Annotated in this window: 12 protein-coding genes; 5 read left to right on the top strand and 7 right to left on the bottom strand. The window is 63.7% G+C overall.

All coding sequences use genetic code 11. The annotated features are described in order from the left end of the window. Positions 1 to 161 precede the first annotated feature (161 nt). Both VJR68_RS15000 and VJR68_RS15005 read right to left on the bottom strand, forming a co-directional pair. Complete coding sequence (locus tag VJR68_RS15000; RefSeq protein WP_324148953.1) at positions 162 to 1,187, bottom strand: CDP-glycerol glycerophosphotransferase family protein; 1,026 nt, start codon at positions 1,185 to 1,187, stop codon at positions 162 to 164. Between the two features lies 1 nt (position 1,188). Then, positions 1,189 to 2,007, bottom strand: a complete 819-nt coding sequence (locus tag VJR68_RS15005; protein WP_324148955.1) for a glycosyltransferase family 2 protein — start codon at positions 2,005 to 2,007, stop codon at positions 1,189 to 1,191. A gap of 240 nt (positions 2,008 to 2,247) precedes the next feature. Between VJR68_RS15005 and VJR68_RS15010 the strand changes: the two genes are divergently transcribed. Genes VJR68_RS15010 through VJR68_RS15020 form a run of 3 tightly spaced genes read left to right on the top strand, consistent with a single transcriptional unit; the run spans position 2,248 to position 5,179 of the window. Next, positions 2,248 to 3,147, top strand: a complete 900-nt coding sequence (locus tag VJR68_RS15010; protein ID WP_324148957.1) for a glycosyltransferase family 2 protein — start codon at positions 2,248 to 2,250, stop codon at positions 3,145 to 3,147. Continuing rightward, the gene (locus VJR68_RS15015) at positions 3,144 to 4,352 is read left to right on the top strand and encodes an O-antigen ligase family protein (RefSeq protein ID WP_324148959.1); all 1,209 of its coding nucleotides are present in this window, start codon (positions 3,144 to 3,146) and stop codon (positions 4,350 to 4,352) included. Before VJR68_RS15010 ends, VJR68_RS15015 begins: the two co-directional genes overlap by 4 nt. Further along, positions 4,349 to 5,179, top strand: coding sequence for a glycosyltransferase family 2 protein (locus tag VJR68_RS15020; RefSeq protein ID WP_324148961.1), 831 nt, complete (start codon positions 4,349 to 4,351; stop codon positions 5,177 to 5,179). The genes VJR68_RS15015 and VJR68_RS15020 overlap by 4 nt, the downstream gene beginning before the upstream one ends. A 190-nt stretch (positions 5,180 to 5,369) precedes the next feature. Here VJR68_RS15020 and VJR68_RS15025 read toward each other — a convergent pair whose 3' ends face one another. From VJR68_RS15025 to def, 5 genes are all read right to left on the bottom strand, one after another. Continuing rightward, entirely contained in the window at positions 5,370 to 6,332 is a 963-nt protein-coding gene (locus tag VJR68_RS15025) for a glycosyltransferase (RefSeq protein ID WP_324148963.1), read from the bottom strand. Beyond that, positions 6,319 to 8,079 carry a glycosyltransferase family 39 protein gene (locus VJR68_RS15030; protein ID WP_324148964.1) on the bottom strand — a complete coding sequence of 587 codons (1,761 nt, stop codon included), beginning with the start codon at positions 8,077 to 8,079 and terminating at the stop codon, positions 6,319 to 6,321. Before VJR68_RS15030 ends, VJR68_RS15025 begins: the two co-directional genes overlap by 14 nt. Before the next feature lie 116 nt (positions 8,080 to 8,195). Then, positions 8,196 to 9,491: a 16S rRNA (cytosine(967)-C(5))-methyltransferase RsmB gene (gene rsmB / locus VJR68_RS15035; RefSeq protein WP_324148966.1), complete on the bottom strand. Its 1,296-nt coding sequence runs from the start codon at positions 9,489 to 9,491 to the stop codon at positions 8,196 to 8,198. After that, positions 9,488 to 10,414 carry a methionyl-tRNA formyltransferase gene (gene fmt, locus VJR68_RS15040; protein WP_324148968.1) on the bottom strand — a complete coding sequence of 309 codons (927 nt, stop codon included), beginning with the start codon at positions 10,412 to 10,414 and terminating at the stop codon, positions 9,488 to 9,490. Before fmt ends, rsmB begins: the two co-directional genes overlap by 4 nt. Next, positions 10,411 to 10,920 (bottom strand): peptide deformylase, encoded by a 510-nt coding sequence (gene def, locus VJR68_RS15045; protein ID WP_324148970.1) that lies wholly within the window; start codon positions 10,918 to 10,920, stop codon positions 10,411 to 10,413. Before def ends, fmt begins: the two co-directional genes overlap by 4 nt. A 189-nt stretch (positions 10,921 to 11,109) precedes the next feature. On the opposite strand from def, the gene VJR68_RS15050 reads away from it, so the two are divergent. Together VJR68_RS15050 and dprA are read left to right on the top strand one after the other, a co-directional pair. Further along, complete coding sequence (locus VJR68_RS15050; protein ID WP_324148972.1) at positions 11,110 to 12,258, top strand: LysM domain-containing protein; 1,149 nt, start codon at positions 11,110 to 11,112, stop codon at positions 12,256 to 12,258. An 87-nt stretch (positions 12,259 to 12,345) separates the two neighbouring features. After that, positions 12,346 to 13,491, top strand: coding sequence for a DNA-processing protein DprA (gene dprA, locus VJR68_RS15055; RefSeq protein ID WP_324148973.1), 1,146 nt, complete (start codon positions 12,346 to 12,348; stop codon positions 13,489 to 13,491). Positions 13,492 to 13,493 lie beyond the last annotated feature (2 nt).

The raw sequence follows: 13,493 nt of genomic DNA on the forward strand, positions 1-13,493 counted from the left end.
ACACGGTTGGCGGCGCCGTCTTGGAGATGGGCGAGATTCTAGCCGGATCGCGCGCGGCAGCCCCTATCGCGTAGGTTGGGGTGAGGCAATGCCGAACCCCAACATCCGGCGTGATCGCGCATGGCGGTGTTGGGGTTCGGCTCACCCCAACCTACATGGCCTCAGGCGGGGCCCCAATAACCGATGCGCTTGCGCAGCTTGAGCTTGCGCCACCAGTTGCCCGGCTTCGCCTTGCGATTGCGACCACCCTTGGCGATGAACGCATCGATTGCATCCACCACGCGCTCGCTGGAGCGGCCATCGTGATACGGATGGATCGCCTCGCCGAAGGCCTTGATCGCCTGCATCAATTCCGGCGGGCGCGACAGGGCGCGCCGGATGGCTGGCTCGAATTCGGAGGCAGCGTGGATATCGATCAGCTGCGGTCCGGGCGCACGATTGTTGAACGTCACCACCGGTTTGCCGGTGAGCAGGAATTCGCTGAGCGCGGATGACGTATCCGAGCACATCATATCGACCTGCGGAAACAACTCGAGAATGTTGTCGTTCTCGGCAAAGGTCAGGTAGTCGTTCTGCAGCGCCTTGTACTTCGCCACCGTGTTCGGATCCATCTTGGGATGGAACGACACGATCCAGTGCCAGTGACCAGCGCGCGACAGGCGTTTTACTTCCTCATACAAGGTTTCCGCCGCGCTCCACGATGGCGAGAACGTGGAGTGATACAGAATCACCGGCGGTTTGCGCACCGGCGGCAGCGGGCCGCTGATCTCGCGCATGAATGGATCGAGCTTGGGCCAGCCGGTTTCGGTAACCGTGAAGTGGCCGAGCTTTTGCGCCAGTTCGCCGAAGGCCTTGGTATCGCGCGGGCCGGTGGTGCAATAGAGATCGAAAAAACCGCGGATATAGATATGCCGTGGCTTGCCGGCATTGAAGCCGTGGAACACTTCCACCTTTACGCCCGGGAAGAAGTGCGGCAGATGATTACCCGGCGTGATGACCGCGATCGGCTTCCACTGGCGCACTTCGCGCACGCTGAGCAAGCGCTCGCCTTCGACCAGATCTTCCGCGCCCGGACCATCGAAGAACCAGGCGGTTTCGCCGCCGCGGGCGCGGATCGCATCCTGCAGCGGGCGCAGGATGGCCAGCGCGTAACGTTCCGAGCCGTAAAGCAGGTAGTGCTTGGCCATCTCAGTGATCCAATCCGCTGCGGGTCAATGCCGCCGCCGCGGTGTCACGGGAAGCGGGATTCATGCGCATTTCGTAATAGCGCATACGTTTATAGGCGGCATAGCTGGCAGCGGTTTGCGCAATCGCATAGCCGCGCCAGCCATCGAGAAACCCTAATCGCAGCACGTAATCCTTGAAGAACGCCAGTGCAAACACGAATGGCGTCTGCCACATGCGCGTGGACTTGTTCTTGTCCATCCAGTCGCGGCACTTCAATTCGGAATACAGCAGCACCTTGAGCTGCTTCTCCACCAGGCTCGGGTTGTTGTCGTGCAGGAACGGTGCGTGGAAAGTAGTCGAGGCACCGTTGAACTGCAGCGATTCGTGCACGCGCACATCGCTCCAGCGGGCGCGATCGCGATGGTAGAAGCGCGCCATCTTTTCGCCGACGGCGGGGCGGTACCAGCGCATCGGCTTGCCCATGTAGATCAGGTGCCGGCGCAGGATCACCGCCGCCGTGTCGCTTTCCATCAAGGCGGGCAGGCGGCGTTGCAGTTCGTCGGCCAGTTCCGGCGTGAGATATTCGTCTGCATCCAGCGCAAGAATCCAGGCGTGGCTGCAGTGCGTGGCGGCGAGGTTGCGCTGCGGACCGAAGCCCAGCCAATCCTGGTGCACCACGCGCGCGCCATGGGCCTGAGCAATGGCCACCGTGTCGTCGGTGCTGCCGCTGTCCACCACCAGCTTTTCCGCGGCGAAGGGCACGCTGTCGAGGCAGCGCGCGATTTTTTGCGCTTCATTGCGGGTAATCACAACGAGCGTGAAGGGGAGTAGGGACGCCATCGGCGCATTCTAGCGGGCGCGCGAGCCGGTCCATACCTCATCGCGGCGCTCGATAAGGGGCAGCGCGGGCCGGAGTCACACATTCCGGACACATTTCGTTCCGGCGCGGCGGGGTACGTTAAGATGCGCGCCACGCGAACGGCGGAACAAACTGGCCCCTCGTGCGCTCGAAACTTGCCCGACCGCATGGCGAAATAATGCATCGGCGTTCGTGATTCTTTTCTGGATGTGTAGATCGTCATGCCCAAATCTGCCGTGGCCAGCGTGACCGTCATGGTCTCCACCTATAACTGGAAGGAGGCCCTGGCCCTCTCGCTGCGCAGCCTGGCCGGGCAAAGCCGCCTGCCGGATGAAGTGATCGTGGCCGATGACGGCTCGCGCGAGGACACCGCCGAGTTGCTGCGCAGCATCGCCACGACCTTTCCCGTGCCGTTACGCCATGTGTGGCAAGCGGATGAAGGTTTCCGCAAGTCGCGCATTCTCAATCGCGCCATTGCCGCCGCACACAGCGATTACATCATCCAGCTTGATGGCGACATGCTGGCGCACCCGAACTTCGTGGAAGATCACCTGGCGCTGGCGCAGCCGGGGCGCTTTTTGCAGGGCACGCGCATCCGCACCACGGTGGCGGAAACGGCGCGCTTGATCGGCGGTGGTCAACCGCGCTTCGGCTGGTTCGTTGACGCGTATTTCCGGGATGAGAAAGACCGCAGCACGTGGCACTTCGGCCGTCGTCACCACACCTTGCGCCTGCCATGGCTGGCCAGAATCAAGTCGCGCTCCACCGGCCATCCGATGGGTTGCAACGTGAGCTTCTGGCGCGAGGACCTGATTCGCGTCAACGGTTACGACGAACGCATGCACGGCTACGGCAGCGAAGACCTGGAAATCGATATCCGGCTACGCAACGCGGGCCTGCGGCGGGCGCAGATCAAGTTCGCGGCGTTGGCGTTGCACCTGGAGCACAAGTCGGTGTCGAGCATGGACCCGGCCGATCCGGAATTACCCAATAACAAGCTTTTGTTTGCCAGCAAGGAACAGCACCTCGTGCGCAGTGAATTCGGTCTCGACGCCCATCTGGCAGATTTCGTCCGCTCACCGGCGACGGATCTGCGCGCGCCGCGGGGCGAGCACGCATGACGGCACCTTCACGCGGCACGCTGTGGCTGGAAGCATGGGCGGAAGCCGGCGATAGCACGGCAGTGCGCTGGATCCGGCGCCTGCTGATCGCGGGCATGGCGTGGTTGATCATCGGCATGGCGGTGATGCCGGCTGGTGTTTCCTACAACCCCAGCAAGGCCTACCAGGTCCTGCTGGCGCTGACGATGTGGTTGCCGACGCTGGTGTTGATCGCCATGCGCCCGCGGCGCTTGCTCGAGTTCTGCAAGTTGCCGCTGATGCCGTGGGCGATCGCATTGCTGGTCTGGGGATGGATTTCACTGTCGTGGAGCCACGCGCCGCATCGCGGCGATGAAGCGGCGCGCAATCTCAGCGTGCTGTTGTTCCTGATCGCATGCCAATGGGTTTTCGGTGGCAACGAAGTGCGCACGCGCTGGCTGCTGACCGGTTGCAGCTTCGTGTTCGCGGCCATGGCGGTGGTAAACATGGTGAGCTTCGCGCTGCATCCGCCCACCGACGGGCGCCTGATCGGCATTGGCGTGATGGCCAATGCCAATCTGGCGGCGGCTGGCATGGGCGCTGCCTTGATCTGGCTATGGCCGTGGCGGGTCGAGCATTGGGGTTGGCTGGTCGCCAAATGGATGGCGATCAGCGTGCTGGCCTTGTTTGTGCTGCTTACCTTCACGCGCAGTGCCTGGGGTGCCTTGTTTGCGGCGCTGATGGCGATGGTGGTTTGCCGTGGCGATCGTCGCGCCTGGATCTATGCCGGGGTGATCTGTCTGCTGGGCGCGCTCGGCGTGGGGCTGGGTTTCGAAGTATTGATGGAGCGCGGCTGGTCGCTGCGGCCGCAGATATTCGCCAAGTCGCTGGAGATGTTCCTGCAGCATCCTTTGCGCGGGCTTGGACAAGGCACGCCGTTCACCATCGAGGCTGGTAACGAAACACTCGATCATGCGCACAACATGTTCGCGCAGCTGGTGATCGAACTGGGGGCGCCGGCGTTGCTGCTGTGGGTGGGCATCTGGCTGGCGCTGGGCTGGCGCGCGTGGCGTCATCGGCGAGATGAGCTTGGCCTGCTGGTATTCGGCTTGTGGGTGTTTGCATCCGTGGCCGTGCAATTCGATCTGCCGCATCTGCTCGACAGTCCGCGCCCCGGCTGGTTGATCACCTGGCTGCCGTTGGCCTTGAGCACCCTGCTGGGCCGGCGCGCGATGCGCCCCACATGAAAGTCTCGCTGATCATCATCACCTATAACTGGCCGACGGCACTGGCTCGCACGTTGGAAAGCGTCGCGGCGCAAACGCGGCCGCCGGACGAGGTACTGATTGCCGATGACGGCTCCGGTCCGGAAACGACCGCGGTTATCGAGCGGGCGCGCAAAACCTTTCCGGTGCCGTTGAAGCACATCTGGCAGGAAGACTTAGGGTTCCGTGCTGCGCGCGCGCGCAATCGTGGCATCGCGGCGAGCAAGGGCGACTACATCATCCTGCTCGATGGCGACATGATGATCCATCCGGGCTTCATCGCGGACCACGTGATGCTGGCGGCGCCTGGTTTCTTCCTGCAGGGCGGTCGCCTGAAAGCCAATCACGCCGAAAGCCAGCGCCTGCTCGCAGGCGGCAAACCGGTGTATGCGCCGTGGGTAAAGGCGAACTTCCATGAGTTCGATGGCACCAAGCGCCTCTATGCGTTTCGTGCGCCGATGCTTGCGCGCTGGAAATCGCGTTCGCGCAGTGGCGGACGCGTCATGAGCTGCAACATGAGTTTCTGGCGCGAAGACCTGCTGCGCGTCAACGGCTTCGATGAACGCATGGAAGGCTATGGTGCGGAGGATCGCGATCTGGCGGTGCGGCTGGAAAACGCCGGCTTACGCCGCCGCGCCTTGAAGTGGTGCGCCCTGGCGATGCATTTCGAGCACAACTCGCGCGCGCAGGAAGATGTAAACGATCCGAGCTTGCCGAACAATCGTTTATTGCAGGAAAGCATCGAGCGCAAGCTGGTGCGCTGTGAATTGGGGATCGATCGACACTTGGCGGAGTTTGCCGAGCATTGACGTAGGTTGGGGCGAGGCACAGCCGAACCCCAACATGGCATCTAGGCCTCTCGGAGATGTTCGGGTTCGTGTTTCGCTCACCGCAACCTACGCGTGCTACGTCTCTCGCAGCGTTTGTGCTCCCTGACGTTATTCCACGAAGGCCGGAATGACGGTGAGGGCATGACGGCCGTCTGAGGCTCATCGGACGTTAGATGTGCAACGCTTCCAACAAGCGATCAGCAAACCCTGCGTGATTGCGTTCGTACCAGGCGCGTGCCGCATTGCCGACGTGCTCGATGGTTGCCACATCCATGTTCAAGCAACGTTCGATCGCCGCTTCCATCGCTACTTCCGTAAAGCCGTAAGTGGTCGCCAGATCCTGCGTGCCCAGCACATGCGCAGCGACTAATACGCCACGCGCGCCGGTCACCAATTCATTCATCGGCTCGGCATCCAGTGTTACCACCACGGCGCGGCAACTCATGGCCTCTACCAGGTAATGGCCGAAGCCTTCGGTTTGCGAAGGACACAGATGAAAGCGATGCGCGTTCTGCAGGCGGCGGTATTCGGCGTCAGTCAGATGCTCGCGAATCAACGTGACGTTTGCAGGCAGCGGTTCGATCTCCACGCGTTTGCGGCGCCAGGCCACTGTCAACATGGGCCATTCCGGATGCTTGCGCCATAGCGCCAGTAACGCCTGCGTACCTTTGTTGCCGCTGCGTCCCGGGCCATGAAAAAAAGCATGCTGCCGTGGAACGTTGGCATCGTGGCGGTCCGTGCTGGTAAAGCCGATGTAGCGCGTCTTTGCATCGAGCGCCTGGAATAGACGCTCGGCATGCCGGGTTTTCACCCACACGGCATCCATCAGCGGCAATGCAGCTTTGTCTTGCGGCCGGAAATATTCTGGATTCGGAACCAGCACGTTGCGTTGCGCGGCGCGAATGAATTCTGGGCGAATGCGCTCAAGCATCACGTTCACCGCGAACGCGGGCGGTTTGCGTGCCAGCTGCATGCGCGTCAGCCATTCGGCGAAACGTCCGCGGTGCGGCAGGCCGGTGATGCGGGTGGAACATCCTGCGCGATGCAGCGCATCGGCCAGCAACGGCAGGTCGCGGCTGAGGCCGGCACCGTTGTCGCGTGCGATCAGCTGGCAACGATCAGGAGGCGGCATCTTCCGGCTCCGGCGCTTCATCGGAATTCTTCGGTACGCAATTGGGGATCACCGCATCGGCCTTGAACAACCACCAGTCGCGACGATTGGCATGGCCGACATTGATGGCCTTGCTGCGGTCCACGCAGTTGCCCATCGCCGGCTCCTGCACGAACAGCCAGCGCGTCGCCGGCGCAGCGGCTTGCCATTGCGTGCCAAGCACGAACTGCAGGGAAGTCGGTGCGCTGAAGCCGAAGTCGGTCGCGTGGCGATCGAGCATCAGCATGTTCTGCTCTTTCCAGTCGACCAGACCGATGTCATCGTGCGGACCTACGTGAGCGCTGACACGATCCATCAAGCCGACCGACGAGCTGCTGTCATTGAGCAACGGATAAGCCCACAAGCCCCACACCATCCACAACGCGACCATGCCGCCAGCCACGGCGTAATGCACACGACGCAACCGGAAGATCGCCAGCGCCAGCCATTGCGCGGCACCGATCACGATGCACATCCACCACAGGCTATTCGCGGGGCCTTCGAAGCCACGATCGTAGGCAAGCTTGGTGGCGAACGCCGGATGCGCCATCAAGGCATACAGGCCGAGGCCGAGCATGCAGCTGCCAATCAGCAGCAGGAAGATTGCGCCCAGCGCGCGCAGCCAGCGCTTGGTGAGCATCTCGTCCAGATAGGGCGCCGTGATCAGCGCCAGCATCGGCACGATCGGCAGGATATACACGTCGCGCTTGCCGCCCGAAGCGCTGAAGAACAGCAACACCAGCACGATCCAGCCCAGCGGCAGCAGGATGCGCGCATCTTTCGCCCTCAGCGCTTGCCACCAGCGCGGCAGCGTGCCGGGATAGGTGAGCGACAGCGGCAGCCAGTTGTAGACCATCAACGGCAAGTAGAAAAACGGCCCGTGCAGGTGATGCCATGCATTGGCATAGCGATGCGCGGTCTGCTTGAACAGGATGTTGTGCACGTACGCCGCATAAATCGGATCGCCGGCGTGCGCGCGTGCGGCCAGCAGCATGGGGATCAGCCAGAGATCGATCGCCAGTAGCAGGAACACCAGGCCAAGCAGCCAGCGCCACCATTTGCCGTTATCGATCGCGGCGATGCCATTCCAGCGGCGCACCGCCGCCCATACATAAGGCAGCAGCATCAGTACGGCGAGAAAGCCCACGCCTTTGGTGATGACGCCAAGCCCGGCGCAGAAGCAGCCGAACCAGTACAAGCGCCAGTCCGGCCCACACAGTAGATGGCGCAATAAACCCCAGTTCGCCGCGGTGATAAAGAACACCACCAAGGGATCGATCTGTGCACGCTTCGCCTGGAACACGAACTGGATGCACATCAATGCACCCCACGCCGCGTATCGGCCAACCTTCGGGTTCCACAAGCGCCGGCCGAGGTCGTAGATGCACCACAGCGTAGCTAGCGCAGCGAGGATCGACGGCAGGATGAAGGCGACGCGCCAGCTGCGTGTCACTTCGAAGCTGGCCGCTTCCAGCCACATCAGCATGGGTGGTTTGTCGGCGTAGAGTTCGACGCCGCGATGCGGGAACAGCCAGTCGCCGCTTTCCACCATTTGCTTCGCGGCGAGCGTGTAGCGGGGTTCGTCGGAAGGCCAGGGATCGCGCAGGCCGATGCCGACGCTGAGGATCAGGATGGCGAAGAAGGCGAGGAGCCAGAAGTTTCGGTCAGCTGATTTTTGCCCCCTCTCCCCTCCGGGGAGAGGGCCGGGGTGAGGGGCCGCGCTTGCCATAGATCCCATTACCTGCGTGACATTTTCAATAAAGCTTGTTGGAGGAATACAGCTCGTCGCAAGATTCGCCCCTCACCCCGGCCCTCTCGCTGGAGGGGAGAGGGAGAAAAGCGGCGTCAGCGACGTTCAAGCACGGCATAGTACATGCCGTCGAGATCGCCATCGCCGGGCAGGATCTGCCAGCCGACGGTGGCAGCTTGGCCGACCGGCAATGACATCGGTGCGATCCGCACGTCATCGTGGCCAGTCAGGAACGAGGCGATCACCGCTTCGTTCTCCGCGCGCAACAGCGAACAGGTGACGTAAACGAGCTTTCCACCCGGGGCCAGCAGCGGCCACAGTGCAGCAAGAATCCGCTGCTGCTGCGCGACCAGCGCCGCGATGTCGCTGGCGCGCCGATGCAGGCGCACGTCCGGTCGACGGCGCAGCACGCCGGTGGCGGAACAGGGGGCGTCGATCAGGATGCGATCGAAAGGTTTGCCGTCCCACCAGGCGGAAGGATCGCCGGCGTCGCCAATGCGCAGCTCCGCCTGCAGGCCGAGCCGTTCCAGGTTCTGGCGAATGCGCGCGGCGCGGGCGGCATCGAACTCGACGGCCGTCAACGCGACGTCAGCGCGTTCCAGCAGATGGCAGGCTTTGCCGCCCGGCGCAGCGCAGGCATCCAGCACGCGTTGGCCGTCGCGCACGTCGGCCAGATCTGCCGACACTTGCGCGGCGCCATCCTGCACGGCGAACAAGCCTTGTGCAAAACCGGGCATGCGCGTGACGTCGCTGCTATGCGGCAGCACGATGCCGTCGGTCATCCAGGGATGTGCATCGGCGCTGTAGCCGGCGGCGCGGAGTTGTTCGATCAGCGCATCGCGCGATGTACGGCGGCGATTCGCGCGCAGCATCAGCGGCGGTTCGCGATCGCTATCGGCAAGCACGGCATCGGCCTGCGCCGGCCAATCGGCAGTGATGGCCTGCACCAGCCATGGCGGCATGGCGTAACGCGTTTGCGGCTGTGCATCCAGTTCGGCGAGCAAGGTGGTTCGCTCGCGTTGCCAACGGCGCAGCACGGCGTTGGCAAGTGCGGCCAGGCGTGGACGGTTGAGGGTGCGCGTGGCTTCCACGGTTGCGGCGACGGCGGCGTAATCCTGCAATTGCAGGATTTCCAATTGCACCAGGCCGAGCACTAACAACGCATGGACTTCCGGTTCCTTGCGGCGCAGCGGCTTGTCGAGCAGGCGATCGAGCGCCGCATCGAAACGCAGCCACCAGCGTGCGCCGTCGCTGAGCAGTGCTGTCAGCAAGGCGCGATCGCGTGGATCACGCAGTTTCGGCGCGCGTTGATCCAAGGCTTCGCGCAGCGACACGCCGCGCAGTGCAATATCCGCCAGCGCTTGCGCGGCGAGGGCGCGCGTGTCGTTCATCGGGCGCTGCGCAGTTCGGGACGGGCGTTGAGGTAGTCGGCAGCGGTGATGCGTTTGCCGCCGGCGCGTTGCAAGGCGGTGACGCGCAGTGCGCCTTCGCCACAAGCGATGTCGATGCCATCGCGTTGGGCGGCAATCACGCTGCCGAAAGCAGCATTGTGTGATTGCTCAATGGCGTGTGCCGTCCAGATGCGCACGTTCTCACCGGCAAGCTCACCTTCCGCCACTGGCCATGGATCAAAGGCACGCACTTGTCGTTCGAGCGCCAAGGCCGGACGCGAAAAATCGAGCCGCGCTTCGGCCTTCTCCAGCTTGTGCGCGTACATCACGCCTTCGTCCGACTGCGGTGTGGCATGCAAGGTCTCGCCCGCAAGCGTGCGGCGCAAGCCTTCGGTAAGCACGTCGGCGCCCAGCAAAGACAGCCGATCATGCAGCGAGCCACCGGTATCGTCGCGCGTGATCGGGGTGCGACGTTCGAGCAGCACCGGGCCGGTATCGAGGCCGGCTTCCATCTGCATCAGATCGACGCCCGATTCGCTGTCACCGGCAAGAATCGCGCGTTGAATCGGTGCGGCGCCACGCCAGCGCGGCAACAGGCTTGCGTGTACGTTCCAGCAGCCAAGGCGCGGTATCGCCAGCACCTTGCGCGACAGGATCAAACCGTAGGCGACGACCACCATCAGGTCCGGCCGATAGGCTTCCAACGTGGCGCGCGCTTCGGCGGTCTTCAGTGTTGCCGGTTGCTCGACCGGAATGTTCGCCGCCAACGCCGCCTGCTTCACCGGGCTCGGCGTGAGCTTGCGCCCGCGGCCGGCAGGGCGATCAGGTTGCGTGTAGACGGCGACGACCTCGGCACCGCTGGCGCGGCAGGCTTCGAGGCAGGGGACGGAGAATTCCGGGGTACCTGCAAAGACAACTCTCACGCGCTCGCGGCCTGCTTGCGCTGTTTTTCCAGGCGCTTGAGCAGGATCGAGCGCTTCAGCGGCGACAGGTAATCCACGAACACCTTGCCGGCCAGGTGATCCATTTCATGCTGGATGCACACCGCCAGCGGGCCTTCCACGTCCAGCTCGAAGGTTTTGCCTTCCACGTCCTGCGCGCGGACCTTTACTTTCAGCGCGCGGGTGACGTCGGCAAAAATGCCGGGGAAGGACAGACAACCTTCCTGGTACACCTGGGTACCGTCTTTCTCAAGGATCTCGGGATTGATCAGCGCCAGCGGCTGGTTGCGCTCCTCGCTCATGTCGGCCACCAGCACGCGCTTGTGCACGTTTACCTGGGTGGCGGCCAGTCCGACGCCATTGGCGTCATACATGGTCTCGAACATGTCATCGACGAACTGCTTCAATGCGGCGTCGAACTCGGTGACTGGTGCAGCCTTGGTGCGCAGTCGCGGGTCGGGGAATTCAAGTATGGTCAGGACAGACATGGATGCTCACCTCGGACGCCGGAAATGCGGGCGAATTGGTAAAAAGCCACCCCGGCCGCGGTCTAGAATGTGGATATTGTACGTGCTTCAACGTGCTGTCGGCGCACGATTTTGCCAACTGGCGCGGTGTTGCTTGAGTTAATGCTTCGGTTACACTCGCCCGAGCGTAGGGGAGGGGGATTCCCGTTTATGATCAGAAAGTCCATCGGGCTGCTGGCCGGCATGCTGGTCACCGTGGCCGTCTATGCGGCCGGTACTCATCTGCGTGCCGATCACCCCGACAGCTATACCGTGCGTCGTGGTGACACCTTGTGGGGCATCTCCGCGCGCTTCCTTTCGAAGCCCTGGCTGTGGCCGGAAATCTGGCAGGCCAATCCGCAGGTTCGCAATCCGCACCTGATTTATCCGGGTGACGTGCTGGATCTGTCCTTCGTCAACGGCGGACCCTCGCTGCGCCTGGAGCCGGCGGTGCATCGCGAAGGCGAAGCCATCCCCGCAGTGCCGCTCGACCAGATCAAGCAGTTCCTGAAAGACACGCGCGTGGTCGATCCGAGCGAGGTGAAGGATGCCCCGTACGTGATGGGTTTCGAAGAAGCCGGTCTGGACGGTACGCCGGGCAAGAACATCTACGTGCGCAAGCTCAACGCGCAGCCTGGCCAGCGCTGGGCGATCGTGCGTCCCACGCATGTGTTCCGCAGCTACGGTGGTGATGAGGCCGCGCAGAGCGACAACATGGCGGCCAACGTCGCCGATGCCGACGTGGCGACGACCGACACGCCGTGGATCGAGGAGTGGGCCACCGATCTCGACCACGTCACACCCAACCACACCTTCCGTGGCAAGACGCTGGGCATGGAAGTAGCCGTGATCGGCCAGGCGGAAGTGCTGCGCGGTGGTGATCCGGCCACGCTGCTGCTGCTCAATTCGACCATGGAAATTCGCGCCGGCGACCGCCTGATGCCGGTCGACGAGAATCCGTACGATCCCTACTACTACCCGCATCCGCCGAAGGCCCTGCCGGAAAACGGCCGCGTGATTGCCTATGCGCAGGAGCATCTCGCCCAGGTCGGTCCGTACGACGTGGTGGTGCTGTCGGTGGGTGCGAAGGATGGCGTGGACAACGGCATGACCTTCTCGCTGTGGCAGCCGGGTGAAAAAGTACCGGACGACGTCAACCACAGCAGCTGGATGCGCGACAGCCATACCTGGGTGAAGCTGCCCGACGAGTATGTCGGCCACGTGATGGTGTTCCGCACCTTCGATCGCGTGAGCTATGGCCTGGTGATGGATGGCCTGAAGCCGGTGCAGAAGGGCGCGCGTATCCGGTTGCCGGAATAACTCCCGCATTCTCCACAAAACAAAGCTCACACGACGGCGCGGACATCCCGCGCCGTCGTCGTTTTCGGCCTCGCGTAGACTCGCCGCATGAACGAGCAAGCGGAACTGCGCGACTGGTTGCTGGCCCTGCGCACACCGGGACTGGGGCCGGGTGGATTGCGCGAGCGCCTCGTCGCTGCGGACGGGCGCATCGGCGAAGTCGTCGCGCAGCTGAGGCGCCATCCAGCAACGGTGGACCCCAAGGCGCAGGCTTGGCTGGAGCGGCCGGACGAGGCGCGCATTGCCGCCGATCTGGCTTGGTTGCGAGAGCCGAACCATCGGCTATTGCGCTGCACGGAGGCGGACTTCCCGCCGCAACTGGAAACCATCCCGCAGCCGCCCGCCGCGCTGTTCGTGGCCGGCGATGCCAGCCTGCTGCTTCATCCGCAGGTCGCGATCGTCGGTGCGCGCAGTGCGAGCACGGCCGGCAAGAGCAACGCCCAGGCCTTCGCCCGCTACCTGGCGCAGGCGGGTTTCGTCATCACCAGCGGCTTGGCTGATGGCATCGATGGCGCGGCACATGAGGCAGCGCTGGCCGCAGACCGGCCCACCGTTGCCGTGATCGGCACCGGGCCGGACCTGGTCTATCCGCGCAAGCATCGCGACCTGTCCGCGCGAGTCCAGGCGCAGGGGGCGCTGGTCAGCGAGTTCCCGCCGGGCACGGCGGCGCGCGCGGATCACTTTCCGCGTCGCAACCGCATCATCGCTGGGCTGTCGCTCGGCACGGTGGTGATCGAGGCGGGATTGCAGTCAGGCTCGCTGATCACCGCCCGGCTGGCCGGCGAGCAGGGGCGGGAGGTATTCGCCGTGCCCGGTTCCATCCATAATCCGCTCGCCCGCGGCTGCCACCGGCTGATCCGGGATGGCGTGCGGCTGGTCGAGAGCGCATCGGAAGTCGCCGAAACCCTGGTTCTTGCCGCGCGGGCGCTGGGGGCGGAGCTGGCTCTGCGCCTGGAGCAGTCGCCGTCGCCTGCGGCTGGAAGCGCCAGGAAAGCGGCTGGCGGCTGGCGCGACGATCCGGCGTACCGACAGCTGCTGGAGGTGCTCGGTCACGATCCTCTGGCTCTGGATGAGCTGGCGGAGCGCACCGGACAGCGTGCCGCCGAATTGTCATCCATGCTGCTCATGCTGGAGCTGGAAGGTTGTGTGGAAGGGTTGCCGGGCGGCCGCTACCAACGGCTGCCGGGGCTCTAAGG

It is taken from the genome of Dyella sp., from assembly GCF_035277725.1.
In the GTDB taxonomy this organism is placed as follows: Bacteria; Pseudomonadota; Gammaproteobacteria; order Xanthomonadales; family Rhodanobacteraceae; genus Dyella_B.